This is a genomic window from Amycolatopsis sp. lyj-346 (assembly GCF_046548975.1).
Taxonomy (GTDB): Bacteria; Actinomycetota; Actinomycetes; order Mycobacteriales; family Pseudonocardiaceae; genus Amycolatopsis.
Window position 1 is genome coordinate 448,297 of record NZ_JAJPWT010000003.1, and the last position, 19,328, is coordinate 467,624.

The 19,328-nt window shown below is 71.3% G+C and carries 16 protein-coding genes; 4 read left to right on the forward strand and 12 right to left on the reverse strand.

Annotated elements, in window-relative coordinates:
- Nucleotides 1–2: 2 nt before the first annotated feature.
- The 4 genes from ACLJQE_RS13795 to ACLJQE_RS13810 all read right to left on the reverse strand — a co-directional run bounded on the left by ACLJQE_RS13795 (nucleotide 3) and on the right by ACLJQE_RS13810 (nucleotide 4,788).
- Entirely contained in the window at nucleotides 3–2,525 is a 2,523-nt protein-coding gene (locus tag ACLJQE_RS13795; RefSeq protein ID WP_410639577.1) for a WXG100 family type VII secretion target, read from the reverse strand.
- Nucleotides 2,525–2,839: a hypothetical protein gene (locus tag ACLJQE_RS13800; protein WP_410639578.1), complete on the reverse strand. Its 315-nt coding sequence runs from the start codon at nucleotides 2,837–2,839 to the stop codon at nucleotides 2,525–2,527. Before ACLJQE_RS13800 ends, ACLJQE_RS13795 begins: the two co-directional genes overlap by 1 nt.
- Before the next feature lie 154 nt (nucleotides 2,840–2,993).
- Complete coding sequence (locus ACLJQE_RS13805) at nucleotides 2,994–3,254, reverse strand: acyl carrier protein (protein ID WP_410639579.1); 261 nt, start codon at nucleotides 3,252–3,254, stop codon at nucleotides 2,994–2,996.
- Nucleotides 3,247–4,788, reverse strand: coding sequence for a fatty acyl-AMP ligase (locus ACLJQE_RS13810; RefSeq protein ID WP_410639580.1), 1,542 nt, complete (start codon nucleotides 4,786–4,788; stop codon nucleotides 3,247–3,249). Before ACLJQE_RS13810 ends, ACLJQE_RS13805 begins: the two co-directional genes overlap by 8 nt.
- 30 nt (nucleotides 4,789–4,818) lie before the next feature.
- Between ACLJQE_RS13810 and ACLJQE_RS13815 the strand changes: the two genes are divergently transcribed.
- Nucleotides 4,819–5,703 (forward strand): cytochrome P450, encoded by an 885-nt coding sequence (locus tag ACLJQE_RS13815; protein ID WP_410639581.1) that lies wholly within the window; start codon nucleotides 4,819–4,821, stop codon nucleotides 5,701–5,703.
- On the opposite strand, the gene glmM is transcribed toward ACLJQE_RS13815, so the two are convergent.
- From glmM to rplM, 3 genes are all read right to left on the reverse strand, one after another.
- Nucleotides 5,689–7,023, reverse strand: a complete 1,335-nt coding sequence (gene glmM / locus ACLJQE_RS13820; RefSeq protein ID WP_410639583.1) for a phosphoglucosamine mutase — start codon at nucleotides 7,021–7,023, stop codon at nucleotides 5,689–5,691. The genes ACLJQE_RS13815 and glmM overlap by 15 nt on opposite strands.
- Before the next feature lie 176 nt (nucleotides 7,024–7,199).
- Complete coding sequence (gene rpsI / locus ACLJQE_RS13825) at nucleotides 7,200–7,742, reverse strand: 30S ribosomal protein S9 (protein WP_410639584.1); 543 nt, start codon at nucleotides 7,740–7,742, stop codon at nucleotides 7,200–7,202.
- Nucleotides 7,743–7,756: 14 nt separating this feature from the next.
- A complete protein-coding gene (rplM, locus tag ACLJQE_RS13830; protein ID WP_308669948.1) occupies nucleotides 7,757–8,209 on the reverse strand; it encodes a 50S ribosomal protein L13 in 453 nt (150 codons plus the stop codon).
- Between the two features lie 262 nt (nucleotides 8,210–8,471).
- Between rplM and ACLJQE_RS13835 the strand changes: the two genes are divergently transcribed.
- Nucleotides 8,472–9,365: a hypothetical protein gene (locus tag ACLJQE_RS13835; RefSeq protein WP_410639585.1), complete on the forward strand. Its 894-nt coding sequence runs from the start codon at nucleotides 8,472–8,474 to the stop codon at nucleotides 9,363–9,365.
- Nucleotides 9,366–9,394: 29 nt separating this feature from the next.
- Nucleotides 9,395–10,129: a DUF4333 domain-containing protein gene (locus ACLJQE_RS13840; RefSeq protein ID WP_410639586.1), complete on the forward strand. Its 735-nt coding sequence runs from the start codon at nucleotides 9,395–9,397 to the stop codon at nucleotides 10,127–10,129.
- A 93-nt stretch (nucleotides 10,130–10,222) separates the two neighbouring features.
- On the opposite strand, the gene ACLJQE_RS13845 is transcribed toward ACLJQE_RS13840, so the two are convergent.
- The 5 genes from ACLJQE_RS13845 to eccCa all read right to left on the reverse strand — a co-directional run bounded on the left by ACLJQE_RS13845 (nucleotide 10,223) and on the right by eccCa (nucleotide 17,641).
- The gene (locus tag ACLJQE_RS13845; RefSeq protein WP_410639587.1) at nucleotides 10,223–10,516 is read right to left on the reverse strand and encodes a WXG100 family type VII secretion target; all 294 of its coding nucleotides are present in this window, start codon (nucleotides 10,514–10,516) and stop codon (nucleotides 10,223–10,225) included.
- 58 nt (nucleotides 10,517–10,574) lie between these two features.
- The gene (locus tag ACLJQE_RS13850; RefSeq protein ID WP_410639588.1) at nucleotides 10,575–10,892 is read right to left on the reverse strand and encodes a WXG100 family type VII secretion target; all 318 of its coding nucleotides are present in this window, start codon (nucleotides 10,890–10,892) and stop codon (nucleotides 10,575–10,577) included.
- Between the two features lie 257 nt (nucleotides 10,893–11,149).
- Nucleotides 11,150–11,497 carry a hypothetical protein gene (locus ACLJQE_RS13855; protein ID WP_410639589.1) on the reverse strand — a complete coding sequence of 116 codons (348 nt, stop codon included), beginning with the start codon at nucleotides 11,495–11,497 and terminating at the stop codon, nucleotides 11,150–11,152.
- A 14-nt stretch (nucleotides 11,498–11,511) separates the two neighbouring features.
- Complete coding sequence (locus ACLJQE_RS13860; protein WP_410639590.1) at nucleotides 11,512–13,512, reverse strand: Hsp70 family protein; 2,001 nt, start codon at nucleotides 13,510–13,512, stop codon at nucleotides 11,512–11,514.
- A gap of 115 nt (nucleotides 13,513–13,627) precedes the next feature.
- The gene (eccCa, locus tag ACLJQE_RS13865) at nucleotides 13,628–17,641 is read right to left on the reverse strand and encodes a type VII secretion protein EccCa (protein WP_410639591.1); all 4,014 of its coding nucleotides are present in this window, start codon (nucleotides 17,639–17,641) and stop codon (nucleotides 13,628–13,630) included.
- Between the two features lie 313 nt (nucleotides 17,642–17,954).
- Here eccCa and eccD point away from each other — a divergent pair, with 313 nt between their 5' ends.
- Entirely contained in the window at nucleotides 17,955–19,319 is a 1,365-nt protein-coding gene (eccD, locus tag ACLJQE_RS13870) for a type VII secretion integral membrane protein EccD (RefSeq protein ID WP_410639593.1), read from the forward strand.
- The last annotated feature ends 9 nt before the right edge of the window (nucleotides 19,320–19,328 follow it).

Genomic DNA, 19,328 nt, shown 5'->3' on the forward strand with positions numbered 1-19,328 from the left:
CGTCACCGGTCGTACCGGATCGAACGGTCACCCTCGTCGTCGAGCGAGCCGCTGATCCGGCCCTTCGCGCCGCTTGTCTCGAACACGCCACCCTCGATGCGGTACTGGCTGGGCCCGCGCTGCTGGTCGCCACCACCGCCACCGGGCGCGCCGCCCATCCCGCCCATCATCCCCATGCCACCCATGCCCGACATCGCGCTCGACGAGCTCGCGGCGGCCCCGTGCACGCCGGGATCGACCGGAGTCGCGCCGAGCCCGCCGCCGCCGTCCGACATCGGCAGCGAAGCGTCGCTGCCCGTGTGGGCACCCGGGTCGAGCGAGACGGCGCCGGCGAAGTCCGGCGACCCGCCGCCGGTGACGGCCGAGCCGAAGCTGCTCGCACCGGCCGTCGTGGTCGCGTCCGCGGAGCCGCCGGCCCCGGCACCCGCGTCGGCCGTGGCCACCGCGGGCTCGGCTCCGACGCTGCCGCCGCCGAGGTCACCTTCGAAGCCGCCGGGCGTGGTGAACCCGCCGCCGCCCGAAGCCGCTTCGCCGCGGGTGAAGCCCGGGTCGGGGGTGGCCGGCGCCGGATCCTTCGTCAGCGGGGACTCGGCGTTCGCGTCGTGCCGGATGTCCGCGCCGACGCCGTCGGCCACCGGCTTGACGTCCGCCTTGAGCCCGTCGGCCTTGAGGTCGCCCGCCTTGGGGTCGTCCTTCTCGTCCAGCGTGTAGGTGGTCGGCTCGCCCTTGCCGTCGTCGACCGTCACGATCGTCGGGCCGTCCGGGCCCTCCGGCCGCTCCGCGGTGATCTTGAGGTTGCCGTCCTGGATGTGGATCTTGCCGTCCGGGCCCGGCTTGTAGGAGCCGTCGGCCGAGGGCTGGCCCTCCTTGACCGCCTGCTGGCTGCCCTGCGGCCCGAAGGCGGCCTTGTCCGCGGCGGCGCCGTCCTTGCCGGCGCCGTCCTTGCCGGCCTCGGCCTTGTCGTCGTCACCCCAGTCGAGGTGGTAGTCCTTCTTGTGGCCCTGACCGTCGTCCACGGAGATGTCCTGCTTGCCCTGCGCGTCGGGCTCGGACATCGTGATCGTGTTGTCGCCCTTCTTGACCGACACCGTGTCCGTGTCGTCGGCGTCCTTGATGGCCTCGCCGGTCTTCGGGTCGATCGGGTACGGCTCGCCGGTCGCCGGGTCGACCTCCAGGGGCTTCCCGGTGATCGGGTTCTTGCCCTCTTCGGGCTTCGCGGGCTCCTCGGCCTTCGGCGGCTCGGTCGCCGACGGCGTCGTGGAGCCGCTCCCGGTGCTGCCGGTGCTGCCGGTCCCGGTGCTGCCCGTGCTCCCGGTCCCGGTGTTCCCGGTGTTGCCCGTGTTCCCCGTGTTGCCGGTGTTCCCGGTCTGGTCGCCGCCGCCCTCGCTCTTGGCCTCGGTCAGCTGGTTGCGGTAGCCGTCCATGTACCGCGCCAGCGCGCCGAACTGCTGGTCGATCGTGTCCTTGGCGGTCTTGCAGGAGCCGTCGAAGGCGGTGATCAGGCTGTTGTACTCCTTCGAAAACGCACCGTCGCGCCAGTACCGGCAGACGTTCCGGCCGTATTCGATGTTCTCGTCGTTGAAGCAGCCGTCGTCGTTCTGCAGGCGCTCGGCGAGGTTCGACTGGTTGCCGTTCTTCGCGTTGACCGCGTCGATCCAGCCGGCGACCTTCATGAAGTCGTCGAACTCCTCGGTTTCGCCGTTGGCGATCTTGAGGACGTCCTTGGCCATCGGGATGTCGGCCTCGGCGATCACCGGGCGGTGCAGCTGCAGGACCTCGTCGACCTTCTTCTTGACCGCGGTGTAGACCTGCGTCACGGTCTGCGGGATCAGCTTCGCCGCCCCGTCGATCTGCTGCGAAAGCTCTTTGGCGTGCGGCTTGATCGCCTCGTCGTACTTGATCTCCGCCGCGTTGGCGCCCTTGCCCTTCCACGCGTCGAAGAGGGTCTGGAGCTCGGTGTCGCTCTTGGTGAGCGCCTCCTCGACGACCTTGTGGGCCTTGCTCAGGTCGTCGGCGTCGGTGAGGAACTTCTGGTACTGGATCCCGCGGTTCTCGTGGAACTTGTCCTTGAGGTCCTTCTGGGAATCCTTCTTCTGGCCGCCCTTGATCTGGTTCCAGACCTCGTCGGTCCACTTCGCGAGCATGTCGACGGCGACGTTGCCCTGGTCGAGCTGTTCGTCGGAACTCTTCGCGCCGGCCCCGAGCGTCGGCGTGGCGATGCCGTCGAGGTTTTTCTTCGCCTGGTCGCGCTGGGCGGTGTCGCGATCGTGTTCCTGCTTCTTCGCCGCCGCTTCCTGCTGGGCTTCCTTCAGCGCTTCGTCGACATCGGACGACGACCCCGGCAGCCAGTCGTCGTTGATGGAGACGCTGTCGGTGTAGTTCTCGATGTACTTGGCGGCGTACGCCTCTTCTTCGTCATTGAAGTTGATCGTGTCCTCGCTGTACTCCTCCATCAGCTTGGACTTGGTTTCCATCGAGACGTTCGGGTCGTCGAGGACCTTCTTGATGTCAGCCCATTCGGCCATCAGCGGTTACCCCCGGCCTGGTTCGCCGTCGCGCCGGCGTTCGCTTCCTGCGCGGTGTACTTGGAGCCGGCCGACCCGATCCCGCTGCCGAGGTTCAGAAGGGCGTTCGACAGCCCGGTCATGCCCGCACCGATCTCGTCGAACCCGGCCTTGTACTTGCCGAAGCTCTCCTGGTGCACGCGACCGAAGTCGGCCGCGGCGATCTCGGTCGGCGCGACCTTCTTCGCTTCGTTCGCCGGGTCGTCGGCGACGTCCGCCAGGCGAACCTGCGCCCGCGTCATCGCCTCCGAACTCGCCTCATACCCGTTCGGCATGGTCGCTGCCCCCTTCGATCCCACCGTGCGCTCGCTGACGTTCCGGGACTGTGACGCGCCCGGACACCGATCGGTGCCGTCGCAGATGCACACAGAGTCTAGCGTCCGCCCGGGCGGCGGACCTGGGCTTCCGCGAAGTGCACCCGCCCGGGACCTACTCCCGGAGGCGCTGCGCCGCGACCGCCTCGGAGATCACCTCGGCAACGCCGCGGATGTCCACCAGCCGGTCGAGCTCGTCGATGTCGACCGAGACGCCGTAGGTCACCTCGACCCGCGACAGCAGCTGGATCCGCTGCCGGGACGTCAGGCCGAGGTCGTCGAACGGCGTGGTGTCGGTGAGCCGCTCGGGCGGGATCTCCAGCGTGAAGCCGATGATCCGCCGGATCTCGTCGACGTAGGTGCCCGGGTCAGCCATGCCGCTCATTCTCGCCCCACCAGCGTTCGCGGGCCGCGGTGCGGGACACCTTGCCGCTGGAGGTCCGCGGCACCTCGCCCGGCCGCACCAGCCACAGGGCACGCAGCGGCAGGTCGTGGGCCGCCGAGACCGCCCGCCGCACGGCCGTCTCGACCGACTCGTCCGGCGTGACGCACCCGGCCACGACCGCGACACCTTCGCCGTGGCCGTCCCGCACCGCGAACGCGGCGACGCGGCGGACACCCGGGTGCGCGGCCTCGACGGTGGCCTCGATGTCCTGCGGGTGGTGGTTGCGGCCGTCGACGATGATCAGGTCCTTGCGCCGTCCGGTGACGTACAGCTCGCCGTCGTGGACGAAGCCGAGGTCGCCGGTGCGCAGCCAGCCGTCCTCGGTGAACGTCTCACCGAGGTCCGGCCGGCCCCAGTAGCCGTCGGCCACGTTGGGCCCGGACACCCGGATCTCGTCGTCGACGACGCGGATCCGCTGGCCGTACGGCCGCCCCACCGACACGCGCGGCTCGCCGCCGTCGAACGTCCGCACGGTGGGGCCCTCGGCGCCCGCGCTCGTGACGAACACCGTCGCCTCGGCCAGCCCGTAACACGGCTTGTGCGCGGCCCGCGGCAATCCGAAGGGGGCGAAGGCGCGCTCGAAGGCCTCGACGGTGGCCGCGCGGATCGGCTCGCTGCCGTTGAGCACCGAGTTCACCCGCGAGAGGTCGACGGCTTCGAGGTCCCCTGCCACATCGGAAACCAGGTCGAAGGCGAAGTTGGGCGCGGCGCTGACGACACCCGGCTGCTCGGCCAGCAGCCGGATCCAGCGCAGCGGGTCGCGCACGAACTCCATCGGCGTGAAGAACACCGACCGCGACCCGAGGAAGACGGGGGTGGCGATGAGCAGGACCAGGCCCATGTCGTGGAAGAACGGGACCCAGCCGGCCAGCGGCGTCGACGCGTCGGCGCGGTAGCACCGCGTGGTCTGCCAGCAGCTGGCCACCAGGGCGCGGTGGGAGATCACCGCGCCGGCCGGGCGGCGCGTCGAGCCGGACGTGTACTGCAGGTACGCGGGATCGGTCATCGCCACGGCTGCGGGCCGTTCGGCGTCGTCGGGCTCGATGTCCTCGACGGCGAGCACGGCCGCCGGCGGGACCTTGTCCACCAGGTCCTTCGAGGTCAGGCAGGCCGCCGGGGCGGCGTCCGCGAAGGCCGACTCGATCCGGGCGCGGCCGGTGCGGCCGGTCGGGACGGACAGCGGCACCGCGATGCGTCCCGCGTAGAGCGTCCCGAGGAAGGCGGTGACGTAGCCGAGGTCCTGCCGGGCGACGATCGCCACCCGATCACCCGGCCGGGTGACGCGCCGCAGCTCGCGGGCGACACCGCGGACCCGGGCGAGCACCTGCGGCCAGGTCAGCGTGTGGTCGGCCGGTCCGGGGAAGGTGCGGCAGGTGAACGCGGGGCGGTCTTCGGCGGCGTTGCGGAGCAGGTAGTCCGTGAACGGCGTGGCCAGGACGTCATCCGGGACTGCTGCGGGCGGCACGGCCCCATCCTGCCCTACCGTGTCGAAGCGATGGACGAGTTCGAACGACACGGCATCGGCGTCGTCTCCGGCCGCGACGCGTGCGCGCGGGCCCTGCGGTCCCCCGAGCTGACGTCGGATCCCGGTGCCGGCTCGCCCAGCGTGCTGCTGCGGGACGGCGAAGAGCACACCCGGGTGCGCGCGGTGCTGCGGGAGGTCATCGCCGGGCTGGAGCCGTTCCCGCCTTCCCTGCGCGCGTCGATCGAGACGGTGGCGACCGGGCTGGGGACGTCGTTCGACCTGGTGCGCGACTTCGCGCGGCCGGTGGCGGGCGCGGTGACGTCGGCGGTGCTGGGCGTGCCCCTCGACGACGTCTTCCTGGACCACCTCGAAGCGACGACGGCGAACCTCGACGTCTTCGGCGGTACCGACCGGGCCGGGCAGGCGTCGGCGTTCCGGCTGGCCGTGCAGCTCAGCCGGACCGCGGCCGGGCCGGGCGGCCTGACGGCGCTGCGCGCGGCGCACGCGGACGGCAGGCTGGACGACGACGAGCTGATGTTCAACCCGGTCGTGCTGGCGCACGCCGCGTACGAGAACTCGCTGAACTTCCTGGCCTGTGCCGGCCTCGAACTCGCGACTTCGGGTTCGCGGAACGTGCGGGAGCTGGTGACGGCGATCTGCCCGGCCCGGTACGTCCTGCGGTTCGGCCCGGACGGCCCGGTGGCGATCTCGCTGACCGACGGCCTGCCGTTCGGCCTCGGCCGGCACGCGTGCCCCGGCTCCGGGGTCGCGGTGGCCGAGGGCGAGATCGCGCTCACGGCGCTGGCGAAGGTCCTCGGCGGCGGGTGCCGGGTGGGCGAAGTGCGCTGGAAGACCCACCCGGTGTTCCACGGCCTGGCGAAGGCCGTGGTCACCCTCGCGTCAGGAAACGGCTGAAACGACCCCGGCCAGGCGGTCGGCGGCGGCCTGGGCGGTGGACTGCGCCGTCGCCTCGACCATCACGCGGACCAGCTGCTCGGTGCCGGACGGGCGCAGCAGCACCCGGCCTTCCTCGCCCAGCTCGGCCTCGACCTCGCCGACGGCCGTGCGGACCTCGGAGGAGCCGGCGACCGCGGCCTTGTCGGCGACCGGGACGTTGACCAGCACCTGCGGCAGCCGGTTCATCACGGCCGCCAGGTCGGCGAGGGACTTGCCCGTCTCGGCCATGCGGCTCATCAGGCGCAACGCGGTCAGCAGGCCGTCGCCGGTGGTGGCGTGGGCCGGGAGCACCACGTGGCCGGACTGCTCGCCGCCCAGTGCGAAGCCGCCGGAACGCAGCTCCTCCAGGACGTAGCGGTCGCCCACCGCGGCCGTGACGACGGTGATGCCGTGCGCCTTCATGGCCAGGTGCAGCCCGAGGTTGCTCATCACGGTCGCGACCAGGGTGTCCTTGGTCAGCTCGCCGGTCTCGGCCAGCGCCAGCGCCAGGACCGCCATGATCTGGTCGCCGTCCACCAGCTCGCCGGCGGAGTCGACGGCCACGCAGCGGTCGGCGTCGCCGTCGTGCGCGATGCCGAGGTCGGCGCCGTGGGCGACGACCGCTTCGCGCAGCTTCTCCGGGTGGTTGGAGCCGCAGTGCTGGTTGATGTTGATGCCGTCCGGGTCGGCGTACAGCTCAACGACCTCGGCGCCGGCCCGGCGGTAGACCTCGGGCGCGGCGGCGAAGGCAGCGCCATTGGCGCAGTCGACGACCACCTTCAGCCCGGCGAGCGGGTGCGGCGTGGCGTCGAGCAGGTGCGCGGCGTAGCGGTCGAGGGCGTCATCGACGTCGGTGACGCGTCCCACACCGGCACCCGTCGGGCGGACGGCGTCGGCGGACAGGCCGGCTTCGATCTCGTCCTCGATGCCGTCGGGGAGCTTGTGCCCGCCCGCGGCGAAGAGCTTGATGCCGTTGTCGGGCATCGGGTTGTGCGAGGCGGAGATCATCACGCCGAGATCGGCCTCGAGCGCGCCGACCAGGTAGGCGACGGCGGGCGTGGGCAGCACCCCGACGCGGCGCACGTCGGCCCCGGCGGACGTGAGGCCCGCCACAACCGCGGCTTCCAGCATCTCACCGCTGGCGCGCGGGTCGCGGCCGACGACCGCGACCGGCCGGTGCGAGCGGTCGTGCGCGGCGAGCACGCGGGCGGCGCTGGCCGCCAGCGCCATCGCCAGCTCGGGCGTCAGCTCGGCGTTGGCCAGGCCACGGACTCCGTCGGTCCCGAACAGGCGTGCCATCGATCGACCTCCTCTGCGCGGCCACACCGGTGCGACCACCACGACAACCTAGCGATCCTGACGGACCGCGTTCCCCCGCCCCGGTGCTGCTGCTGGTTGGCAACCCGGGAAAAACGCCGGAGCGCCCATCCGATGGACGGATGGGCGCTCCGGTGGTTCGCGCCTGGAGGGCGCGATCAGCGCTTGCTGTACTGCGGGGCCTTGCGGGCCTTCTTGAGGCCGTACTTCTTCCGCTCCGTGGCGCGCGCGTCACGGGTCAGGAAGCCGGCCTTCTTGAGGGCCGGGCGGTCGTCGGCGTCGACCTCGATGAGCGCACGGGCGATCGCCAGGCGCAGCGCGCCCGCCTGACCCGAGACGCCGCCACCGTGCAGGTTGGCGAAGATGTCGAACGAGTCCGGCTTCTCGACCAGGACCAGCGGGTCCTTGATGAGCTGCTGGTGCACCTTGTTCGGGAAGTACTCCTCGAGGGTGCGGCCGTTGAGCTTGAACTGACCGGTGCCCGGGACGACCCGCACGCGGACGACGGCTTCCTTGCGGCGGCCGACGGTCTGCGCGTTGCCGCCGGCGGCCCGCGACGGGCGCGGCTCGGCAGCGGACTCGCTGGTCGCGACGGGAGTCTCGCTGGTCGCCACGGGGGTCTCGCTGGTCGCGACGGCGCCGGTCTCGGGCGCCTCGGTGGCCTCGACGACCTCGGGGGCCTCGGTCTCGGTGCTGGTCACAGACTGTTCCTCACTCACTGCGCGACCTGCGCGATCTTGGTGATCTCGCGCGCCTGCGGCTGCTGCGCGGCGTGCGGGTGCTGCGGGCCGGCGTACACCTTCAGCTTCTTCGCCTGAGCGCGGCCGAGCTTGTTCTTCGGCAGCATGCCCTTGACGACCTTCTCGAGAAGGTGCTCGGGCTTGGTGTCCAGCAGCTCGCCGAACGAGCGCTTCCGCAGGCCGCCCGGGTAACCGCTGTGCCGGTACGCGAACTTCTGCTCGCGCTTGTTTCCGGTGAGCGCGACCTTCTCGGCGTTGACGATGATGACGAAGTCACCGGTGTCCACGTGCGGGGCGTAGGTCGGCTTGTGCTTGCCGCGCAGCAGCGTGGCGACCTCGGTCGCCAGCCGTCCGAGCACGACATCCTCGGCGTCGATCACGTGCCAGGCACGAGTGACGTCGCCGGGCTTGGGGCTGTACGTGGGCAAGGGTCTACCTCGTCGTCAACATTGCGTGTGGGTTCTGTGCGGGCCTAGCGCTTACGCGCCGCAGCGCACAACGACATATGAAGATACCCCCACGGTCACCGCACCCGCGCATGGGGGGTGGTGGAAGCGCCCATAATAGGCTTCGAGCGGCCCGGGCGCAGCCGGGACCCTACCGGAATTTTCCCGCCGAAGCGCCGGCAAACGCCGCCGCGACACGCGAGGATGGGGGCCATCCGGGCGACACAGGTGAGCAGGGGACGGCATGAGCAAACGACCGAAGGCGATCTTCGTCCTGGGCGCCCTGCTGGTCCTGGTCAGCGCCTGCGGCCAGGCGAAGGCGGGCACCGCGCTGCCGAAGGGCGACGACGCGGCGGACTACGTCGGTGCCAAGTTCGAGCAGGTGATCGACAAGCTGGGCGACGCCATCACCGACACGCGCGACGTCACCAACTCGCTGGACGCCTACTTCAAGTTCGACGACAAGTGGATCCACAGCACCGTGACGTCGGCGCGCACCGGCAGCCCGGAGAGCCGGGCGGTGCGGCACCGGTCGCAGAAGCACCCGGACGAGATCATCGACACGTACACGCCCGCGGACGGCACGGTCGAGTACACCTACCTCGGCCCGGTGTACGTGCAGAAGGGCGTCTCGCCGACGGCGTGGGTGTCGATGCCGAAGCCGGAGGGCGGGCTGGTCCTGCCGTGCGCCTGGGGCGGCGTGCTGACGCCGTGCCGGATGGCGGACTCGACCGTGGACGCCTACCAGGCCGACAAGCGGGCCGTCCGCGGGGCGAAGAGCCTCGGTGACGGCAAGACCGCGCTGACGGTGAACGTGCCGTTCGAGATCTTCGTCAAGAACCGGGTCGAGATCCTGCCGCCGAGCATCACCGGCCAGATCGGACCCGAGCTGAACAAGGCCGCCGTCCCGGCCACGATCACGCTCAACCCGGACGGCAGCCTCGTCTCCTTCGCGATGGAGGCCAAGTTTGCCGGCGACGGCCACCAGCTCGAGCTCAAGTACGAGTTCCGGTTCACCGGCAAGGCGAGCCTGCAGGACATGCCGAAGCTGCCGGACGCGAGCCAGATCACGGTGCTGCCCGACCGGGCGGCGATGGACGACTTCTACCGGCGGCTCGGCGAAGCGCAGGGCAGCTGAGGCGTGACCACGACCCGAGGTGATCTCCGATGACAACGCCGACGCCACCGACGCCACCGTCCCAGCCACCCGACCCGCGGCAGCCGCAGTGGTGGCAGCCGCCGCCGAACCCGCCCGGCGCCCCCGCGGGGTGGCAGCCCGAGCAGCAGGCGACCGGCCCGCACGCCGGGCAGTGGCAGCAGCAGCAACACGCCGACCCGGCCACCGGGTCCTACACGGGCCAGTGGGACCCGGGGCAGCCGTCGGGCTCGTTCTCCGGGCCGTGGCAGCCGGGACAGCCGGGCGGCGGGCCGTGGCAGCCGCCCTCCCAGCCGACGCCGCAGCAGCCGCCGCCGACGCCCGGCCACGGTCAGCAGCAGTACCAGCAGCCGCAGCAGCAGTACGGCGGCGGGTTCCAGCCGGCGCAGTACGGCGGACTGGGCGCCTTCGCCGCCGAGCCGGAGAAGAAGCCGAAGTCGAAGAAGCCGGCGCTGATCGCCGGCGCCGCGGTCGGCGTGCTCGCGCTCGGCGTCGGTGCGGCGTGGCTGCTGGGCGCCTTCCGCGGGGACGTGCTGGACCAACAGTCCCTTCAGGACGGTGTGGTCAAGGTCCTCAACGAGAACTACGGCGAGCCCGACGTGAAGAACGCGCAGTGCCCGGCGAACGAAGCCGCGCAGAACGGCACGACGTTCGACTGCACGGTGACCATCGGCGGGCAGCCGAAGAAGGTGACCGTGCGGGTGCTCAACGACCGGCCCGAATACGAGGTCGGCGCCCCGCACTGAACTTTCGGCCGTCCGGTTTTCCTTGCTGGCCAACAGAAAACGGCGGGCCCCGCACCGGAGTGCGGGCCCGCCGTGGTTTCCGGGACTACCGGCTCAGAACAGGCCTTCGACGGCGTTGTCCGTGGCCTGGTAACCGTCGGCGATCTGCGGCAGGGCGGCGGCGATCTGCGCCAGAACCTGCTTCAGGTCCTCGAACTTCTGGTCCCAGTTGCGCTGGGCCTGGTCGTACTGCTCCTTCGCGGAACCGGTCCAGGTGGTGACCAGCGGCTTGAGGTCGTCCTTGAGGCGGTCGAACGCGGCCTGCAGCTCACCCCCGGTCTGCGTGCAGTCGTCCGCGGCCGCGCGGATGGTGGCGTAATTGACGACAATGCCGGCGCCATCAGGCATGATGTGCTCCTTTTGTGCTGAGGAAGTTCAGGTGAATGACGGGAGTTCGGGAACGAGATCAGCCGAGGGCGTCGAAGCCGCGGTTCACGGCGCCGAGGATCTCCTGCTGCTGCTGCTCGGAACGCTCGTACTTGGAGCCGGCCTCGCGGAGCAGCTCGGCGATGCGCTGCAGCGCCTGGTTCATGCCGCGGGCGTCCTCGTCGAAGCGGAGCATCACGTGGTCGAACGCCTTCTGCGCCTCACCCTGCCAGCCGGCGCGGGTGGCCTCGATGCGGTCGCGCAGCGTCGAGAGGTTCTGGTCCATCTGAGCGCGGACCTCGGTGACCTTGCCCTCGGCATCAGTGAACTGGGCGACTGTTCCCTGGAATCCAGCCATGCTGGAACCCCCTTCTTAAGAGTGGTGGTCGGCCGCAACCGTGCTTGTTCGTTCGTACGGCCCTACGACGCAGACATTGCCACGTCCGGTTCCCCCGTGTCGTGCTTTGCCCGGAAGTAGTTGCTTGCGTTAACGCCCGGACCGGGAACCGGTGGCCGCGAGTATCCGCGGAACGCCCCGAACCGGTGATGCGTCACCCGAAAAAGCGTTCTCCACCAGCGGAATTAGCACGCGCACAGCCGGCGGCCGGCGCGGCTTCACTGATCGCGCTGCATGATTCGCATCTGGGAAAAGTCTTCGTCGTCGTCACCCGATCGAGGGGGCCGGGCCGGAGGTTGCGAACGCGAAGGAACCGGATCGTGAACGGCGGGAACCACCAGCCCGCGGGCGCGGCGGAACCTTTCGGCGGCCGCGCGCAGCGTTCCCGGCGTCGGATCGCCGGACTTCGTGCCGCGCCCGCTCCGCTTCAGGAGGTCGGCGTTTTCGCTGTGGTGCCGCTGATTGCGCGCCTTCGCCGTCCCGGCGACGCGACGCGAGTGCGTCACCGCGTCCTGGCCGATGCGCTTGAAGGACGCCGCGGCGCTTTCGAATTCTTCGGACGGCACCGCGTGCCCTCCTCTCAGTTGAGGATTTCGACCGTGCGCACGGCCTGCGCGCAGGCCGCGGCGACCCGGTCCCGCAGCGGGGCCGTGGCGTACTGGCAGCCGACGTGGACGCGGATCCGGCCCTTCGCCACGACGTACCAGTCGACCTGGAGATCGGGCCGGTCCGGCTTGCTCTCGTGGTACCCGATCACCGTCTTGCCGGCGTAGGACAGGCTCGGGTTGTAGGCGCTCCAGCGCTCCGGCGCGCGTTCGGCGAGCTGCCTGAGCTCGTCGACGAGCTTCTGCGGGTCCGCGGTCGCGTCGTAGTCCATGACGTACTCCTGCGCGACCACGAGGTCGTTGCCGTCCCGGGAATCCTGCGGGTGGATCACGACCTGCTTCTGCGCCACCCGGTCGTCGGTCTGGACCCAGTCCTCCGGTGCGACGAACTTGAAGTCGTACTGCGAAAGCGTCCGGCCGCTTTCGGCCTGGTCCCCCGGGTTCTTGAACACGAAGATCCCGGCGACGACGAGGGCGGCCACGACGACCACCGCGACCGCGACGACGCCCCACAGCTTCCGGCGGCTCTTCCCGGCCGCCGGTTCGGGCGCGGGCCGGGCACCGGACGGGGGACCGGCCTGCGCGGGCTGCCCGGCGGGCGGCGTCCACGGGCGGCCCGACGGCCGGCCGTGGGGTGGAGTCGGCGGTGGCGCCTGCCGGTTCGCGTTCGGCGGGAAGCCACCCGGCGCGGGCGGGGTGCGCGGTGGTGCCGGGCGCGGGGCGACGTCGCCGGGGCGGACGATCTCCGTGCGCTGTGCCGCCGGGTTGGCGGCGCCGCCCGGCGTCGCACCCAGCCGCGCCATCGCTTCGCCGGGCAGCGCGCCGGTGCGGTCCGGGTCCACCAGCACCGCCCGCAGCGCGCCGCGCGCGACGACCGTCTCGGGCTGGTCGAGGCTCGTCGGCACGACGCCGGTGCGTTCGTGCACCAGCCGCGAGATCATCGGGATCCGGCTCGACCCGCCGACCAGGAAGATCGCCGTCAGCTGCTTCGGGCGCAGACCCGCGTCGCCGATCGCCGCGACCGTCAGTTCGACGGCCCGGCCCAGCGGGGCCGCGATCAGCCGTTCGAGGTCCTCGCGCGTGACGTGCGCGTCGGCGAACGGCGGCGGCATCGGCACGTCGGTGTAGGCGTGCCGGGACAACGTCTCCTTCGCGCCCCGCACGTCCTGGCGCAGCACGCGGCGACGCCGCCGGTCGGCCAGCGCGCGGCCTTCGACGAGCTCGCGCCAGGCACCCGGATCGGCCGCGGAGACCAGGGACCCGATGTGCTCCAGCAGCGCCTGGTCGATGTCCGCGCCGCCGAAGCCGGGATCGCCCCGGGTGGCGAGCACCTGGAAGCCGCCGCGCTGCGGACGGCCGGCACGGTCCCGTGCGGTGTCCGGCGGCAGCCGCCGCACCACGCTGACGTCGACGGTGCCGCCACCGAGGTCCAGCACCGCGAGCGCCTCGCCGGGACGGCCGCTGAACTCCACGGTGCGGTCGCTCGTCACGTCCTGCGGCGCGAACGTCGCCGCGTGGTAGACCGCCGCGGCGACCGGCTCGGGCACCAGCGCGACCTCGCGCGCCAGCCCGCCCGCGGCCTGCCGCAGCAGCCGCGTGCGGATCGCGCCCCAGTCCGCCGGGTGGGTCAGCACGAGCAGGTCGACCTCGGCGTCGCCGGCCAGGCGGCGCGCTTCGGACACCGCGCGCCCCAGCACGGCGTGCACGACGTCGGTCACCCGCAGGACGTTCTCGCCGAGCAGCAGCTCGCCCTCGTCGATCCGCCGCTTCGGGTTCGGCTCGTACCGCGACGGGTCGACCGCCGCCTGCCGCTCGGCCTCCTGGCCGACGAACAGCGTGCCGTCCGCCGCCGCGTACACCGCCGAGGACATCAGCGGCTGGCCGTCGATCACCACGACCTGGGGCTCACGCCCGTTCACCGAGGCGACGACACAGGTGCTCGATGTCCCGAAGTCCACCGCAACCCGGACCGTCACCAGCAGCTCCCGACTACCACACAGTTTTCGTCGCGTTCCCCCACGCCCCGCCGCCGGGACGCTCCCTCGGGGAGGAACCTACCCACCCCGCCGGGAGCACGTCCCGCCGCCGTCGTCAGTCGGGCTGGATCCACGACACCTGGATGAGCTGCTTGCCGTTCTTCCGGGTCAGCAGGTTGCCCCGGCCCGGCGGCATCGCGCTCGCCTTGATGTTGCCGACCAGCGCACCTTCGTCGCGCGAGCCGTTCATGACCATGCCCGGGGCCGCGATCTCCTTGAGCTTGCCGATGATCGGGTCGTACATCGCCTTGCTCGCGCCACCGGTGCGCCGCACGACGATCAGGTGCAGGCCGACGTCCTTGGCCTGCGGCAGGAAGTCGGAGATCTTCCGCAGCGGGTTGGTGGACGACGTGGCCACCAGGTCGTAGTCGTCGACGAGGATGAACAGCTCCGGGCCCTTCCACCAGGACCGCGTCTTCAGCTGTTCCTGCGTGACGTCCGGGCCCGGCAGGCGGCGCGTCATCGAGTTGAAGACGTCGCCGACCATGCTCTCCAGCTGCGCCGCCGACACCGCGTACCCGAGGAGCGAGTCGCCCTGGATGAAGCCGAGCATCGTGCGCCGGTAGTCGACCAGCAGGATGAGGGCTTCCTTGGCGGTGTAGCGCTCCGAGATGCCCCTGGCGATCTGGCGCAGCAGGTTCGTCTTGCCCGACTCGCCGTCCGCGAAGGCGTAGAAGTGCGGCTCGGCGTTGAAGTCGAGGTAGATCGGCTGCAGGTCCTCTTCGTTGACGCCGATCGGGATGAGCTTGGAGTCGCGGGCGCCGTCGAGCTTGAGCACGTCTTCGTAGCTGATCAGCTCCGGCAGCAGGCGGACCTGCGGCGCGACCCGGCCGCGCCACGCGCCCTTGATCTTCGCCACCGCGTCGGCCACGCCGGCCGCGATCGTCTCCGGGTCGCTGGAGCCGTCGATCCGCGGCAGGCCGCCCAGCATGTGCAGCTTCTCCCGGGTGAGGCCCCGGCCCGGCCGCCCGGCCGGGATGTTCACCGCGATGCGGCGGTCGATGTCCGACTCGGTCGGGTCACCGAGGCGCAGCTCGAACCGGGTGCCCAGCATGTCCTTGATCGCCGGGCGGATGTCGGCCCACCGGTTCGCGGAGATGATCACGTGCACGCCGTAGGACAGACCCTGCGTGGCGAGCCGGGTGATCGAGGTCTCGAGCTCTTCGAAGTCGTCGCGCAGGGCCCGCCAGTTGTCGACGACGAGGAACGCGTCGCCGAACGGGTCCTGGTCCGGCCGGATCTCGCCGCGGCGCTTGCGGTTGCGGAACTCGGTCATCGAGTCGATGCCCATCGCCCCGAACCGGCCTTCCCGCTCGGTGAGCAGGGTGGTCAGCTCGGCCACGATCCGGCGGGCCTTGTCCGGCTCGCGCCGGGCGACCGCGACGCCGCCGACGTGCGGCAGGTCCGCGAGGCCCGACAGCGTGCCACCACCGAGGTCGAGGCAGTAGAACTGGGCCTCTTCCGGCGTGTGGGTCAGCGCCATCGACATGATCAGCGTCCGCAGCATGGTCGACTTGCCGGTCTGCGGGCCACCGACGATCACGCCGTGCCCCGCCGCACCGGAGAAGTCGGCCCACAGCGGGTCGCGGCGCTGCTCGTACGGCCGGTCGATGATGCCCAGCGGCACCTGCAGCCGTCCGTTGCCGAAGTAGCCCACCGGGGACAGGCCGCGGTCGTCGGTCGGGTTCAGGTTGGGCAGCAGGGTGTCGAGCGAGTTCGGGTCCTTCAGCGGCGGCAGCCACACCTCGTGCGCCGGCGGGCCCTGGCCCACCAGGCGCGAGACGATCACGTCGAGCTCGCTGGGTTCGACCGCCTCTTCGGGCTGCCGCTGCTCCTCCTGCTTCGGCGCCTCGATCAGCTGCGGCTCGGGTTCCTTCGGCAGCTCGACGAAGTCCGGGACGAACAGCTGCGGCCGCTTGTCCGCGCGGACCACGGTCGCCGCCGGGCCCGCCGCCTTGAGGCCGGCCGGCCGGTACGGGCCCGAGACGTAGGACGCCTTGAACCGCACCAGGGTCGACGTGTCGTACTTGAGGTACCCGCCACCGGGGACCGAGGGCAGCTCGAACGCGTCCGGCACGCCGATCGCGGCGCGGGACTCCGCCGCCGAGAACGTCTTGAGGCCGATCCGGTACGACAGGTGGGAGTCCAGGCCGCGCAGCTTGCCTTCTTCGAGGCGCTGCGACGCGAGCAGCATGTGCATCTGCAGCGACCGGCCCAGCCGGCCGATGGCGACGAACAGGTCGATGAAGTCCGGCTTCGCCGACAGCAGTTCGGAGAACTCGTCGCAGACGATGAACAGCGCGGGCAGCGGGTCGAGGTCGGCGCCGTTTTCGCGGGCCTTCTCGTATTCCCAGACGTTCTTGAAGTTGCCGCCGTTCTTCAGCGCCTCCTGGCGCCGGTTCATCTCGCCGGCCAGCGCGTCCTTCATGCGGTCGACCAGCGTGACCTCGTCCGCGAGGTTGGTGATGACCGCGGAGACGTGCGGGGCCTTGTCCAGGCCCATGAACGTCGCGCCACCCTTGAAGTCGACGAGGACGAAGTTGAGCGTGCTCGACGAGTGCGTGGCCAGCAGGCCCAGCACCAGGGTGCGGAGGAACTCGGACTTGCCGGAACCGGTGGCGCCGATGCACAGGCCGTGCGGGCCCATGCCCTCGGCGGCGGCTTCCTTGATGTCCAGCTCGACCGGCTGCCCGTACTCGCCGACGCCGAAGGGGACGCGGTAGCGGTCGCGGATCGGCCGCGGCCGCCAGGCCTGCTGGACGTCGAAGGTCATCGGGTCGCCGGGGATGCCGAGCAGCTCCAGCAGCGACGGGTTGGACAGCAGCGGCTCTTCGTCGCCGACGTCCTGGCCCGCGGCGCCACCGACGCGGTACGGCGCGATGAGCCGGGCCAGCGACTCGGTTTCGACCAGGCTGAGCGTGTCCGGCTTGCCGAACCACTCGACGCCGCCGGCACTGCGGGCGCCCAGCCGGTCGGCCTCCACGACCAGCCGGAGGCCGCGGCGGGCGGCGAGGTTGCCGAGGGAGTCGGACAGGTCGATCAGCGTGACGCCGACCAGGCCCTCCTCCAGCACGATCTGCTCTTCGCGGGTGACCTCGGCGTCGTCGATGATGATGACGACGTGCGGCTGGTCCGGCGCCGGGGTGGCGTTGCGGGAGAAGCGCTGGCGGTCACGCAGTTCTTCGTCGAGCCAGTCTTCGATCTGGGCCAGCGAGCCGGCCATCATGCGGAGCTGGCCGATGCCGTCCGACAGCGTGGGGTGCTGGACGTGCGGCAGCCACTTCGCCCACTCCCACTCCTCCTTCGCCCGGCCCGCGGTGGCGACCGCGATCAGCACGTCGTCGGGGCTGTGGAAGGCGACGAGCTGCGCGAGCATGGCGCGGGTGAGGCCGCGGGTCAGCGCGCGGTCGCCCTGCATGCTGACCGCGGCGAACCCGCGGAGGGTGATCTGGGTCGGCAGGTCCGGCACGATCGAGTGCGCGCGCACGAACCGGCGCAGCGCGAGGGTGGCGATCGGCTCCAGCTCGTCGACCGGCCCGGTCTGCGGCGGGACCAGCCGCGTGGCGAGCCGGTGCGAGCTGCGCCCGACGCGCAGGTGCAGGAAGTCCTGGTCGTTCTGGCGGCGTTCCCACATGCGGCGGCTGGCGGCCAGCGACCAGAGGGACTGGGGGTCGGGGTGCACCCATTCCAGTGCGGCGCGCTGGTCGACCATGGCTTCGCGGGCGCGGTCGCGCATCTGGCCCAGGTAACGGAGGTAGTCCTTGCGGTCTTCGTCCATCTCGGCGCGCTTGGCGCCGCCGCCCTTGCCGCTGCCGCCCGCCATCATCCCGAGCGTCCCGACGACCATCATGCCGCCCATGGCCATCATCATCGGGTTCCGGTTGCTGGCCTGGAACATGAAGACCATCATCCCGAGCGACGCGACGATCATGACGATCGGAAGCGCCTTCATGACGACGTTGCCGGGGATGACCCGGGGCACCTCGGGCGGCGGCTCGAGGTGCACCTCGCCGCCCGGCGGCCGCGGTGCCGCCAGCCGCGGCGACTTCTTGAACTGCAGCGTGCTCATCGAAGGACCCCTCTTCAAACTCGACGATGGCGGCCACCGTTTTAGTGCGCAAGGTGCGCGGAACAACCTATCGAACGCCGCGGTGGAATTCCGGCGGATGCCGCAACACCTCGTGAGCCCGTCCTGACCTCGCCTGGCGAGTGTACGGCGGGGCACCGACAGTAATCGGTTCGTTCCGGTCGCGAGCTGCGGCCGGTGGTGAATTTCGGACGTTCGATGATGCCCGCGCTCGCGTTCGGTATAAGTTCCCCGGGAGCAGCATCGACCGAGCGGGGGCAGTGCAGTGGCTACGGGCACGACAGTATTCAGCAGGGTGACGGTCGTCGCGCCGTCCACCCGGATCGACGTGGCGCTGCCCGCCGACGTCGCGGTGGCCGATCTGCTGCCGATGCTGCTGGACATGGCCAAGGAGACCTCGCCCGACGGCGGCGCCCGCCACGGCGGCTGGGCGCTGGCCAAGCTCGGGGACGCCCCGCTCGACCCCAGCCGCACGCTCGCCTCGCTCGGGGTGGTCGACGGTGAGCTGCTCCAGCTGCGCAAGCGCAACGAGAACCCGCCGCCGCCGCTGTACGACGACGTCGTCGACGCCATCGCCGAATCGTCCCCGGACAGCTTCCGGCCGTGGACGAAGGAAACCGCCAACCGCTTCGGGCACGTCGCGGGCGGGCTGGCCTTGTTCGCCGCCGCCGTCGCGCTGTTCATGAGCGGCTCCTTCTACGGCGGCAGCGCGCTGGGCGCCGCCATCGCCGGCGGCATCGGCGCGATCGCGTGCGTCGCGATCGGTGCGACGCTCGCCAAGGGCTACCAGGCCGAGCCGACCGGGGTGCTGATCGCCGCCGCGGGCGGTCTGCCGCTGGCCTTCGTCAGTGGCTTCCACATCGTGCCCGGGCTGTCCCTGCGGGCGAACCTGCTGCTCGGCGCGGTCCTGGTGATCATCGTCGCCTCGGTCTGCATCATGGTCATCGGCGCCGGCATCACGACGTTCATCGCCGCGGCCACCGCGGGCACCTTCGGCGCGCTGGCCTTCCTCTTCGGGACGCTCGTCGCGCACCCGGCGGCCGGGATCGCGGCCGGCACCGTCGCGGTCGCCCTCGCCTGCATCTCGATCCTGCCGCGCGCCACGATCTGGCTCGCGAAGCTGCCGCTGCCGCACGTGCCGAGCAACGCCGAAGAGCTGAAGGAAGACTCCGGCTTCCCCGACTACCGGGCGATCGAGCGCCGCACGGCGGTCGCGCACAACTACATGACCGGCCTGATGGTCGGCTGCGGTGCCACGGTCGCCACCTCGGCGATCATCGCCGCGAGCGCGCCCGGGGCGTTCGGGATCATCCTCGGCGTCGTCGCGACGCTCGTCCTGCTGCTGCGCGCCCGCGCGTACGCCAACGGCAGCCAGGCGATCGCCCTGCTCACCACGGGCCTCGTCTCGGCCACCGGGATCGCCGCCGGCTGGCTGGTCTCGGCGAGCGCCCAGAACCGCCTGCTCTACGTCTTCGGCGTGCTGATCCTGCTCGCCGCGGGCGCGCTCGTCGTCGGCGTGATCTTCCCGAACCAGCGGTTCTCGCCGCCGCTGCGGCGCACGGTGGAGATCATCGAAGCGATCTGCATCGCCTCCGTGCTGCCCCTCGCCCTGGGTGTGATGGACCTCTACACCACCCTGCGGCACCTGAACTTCAAGTGACCGGATCGG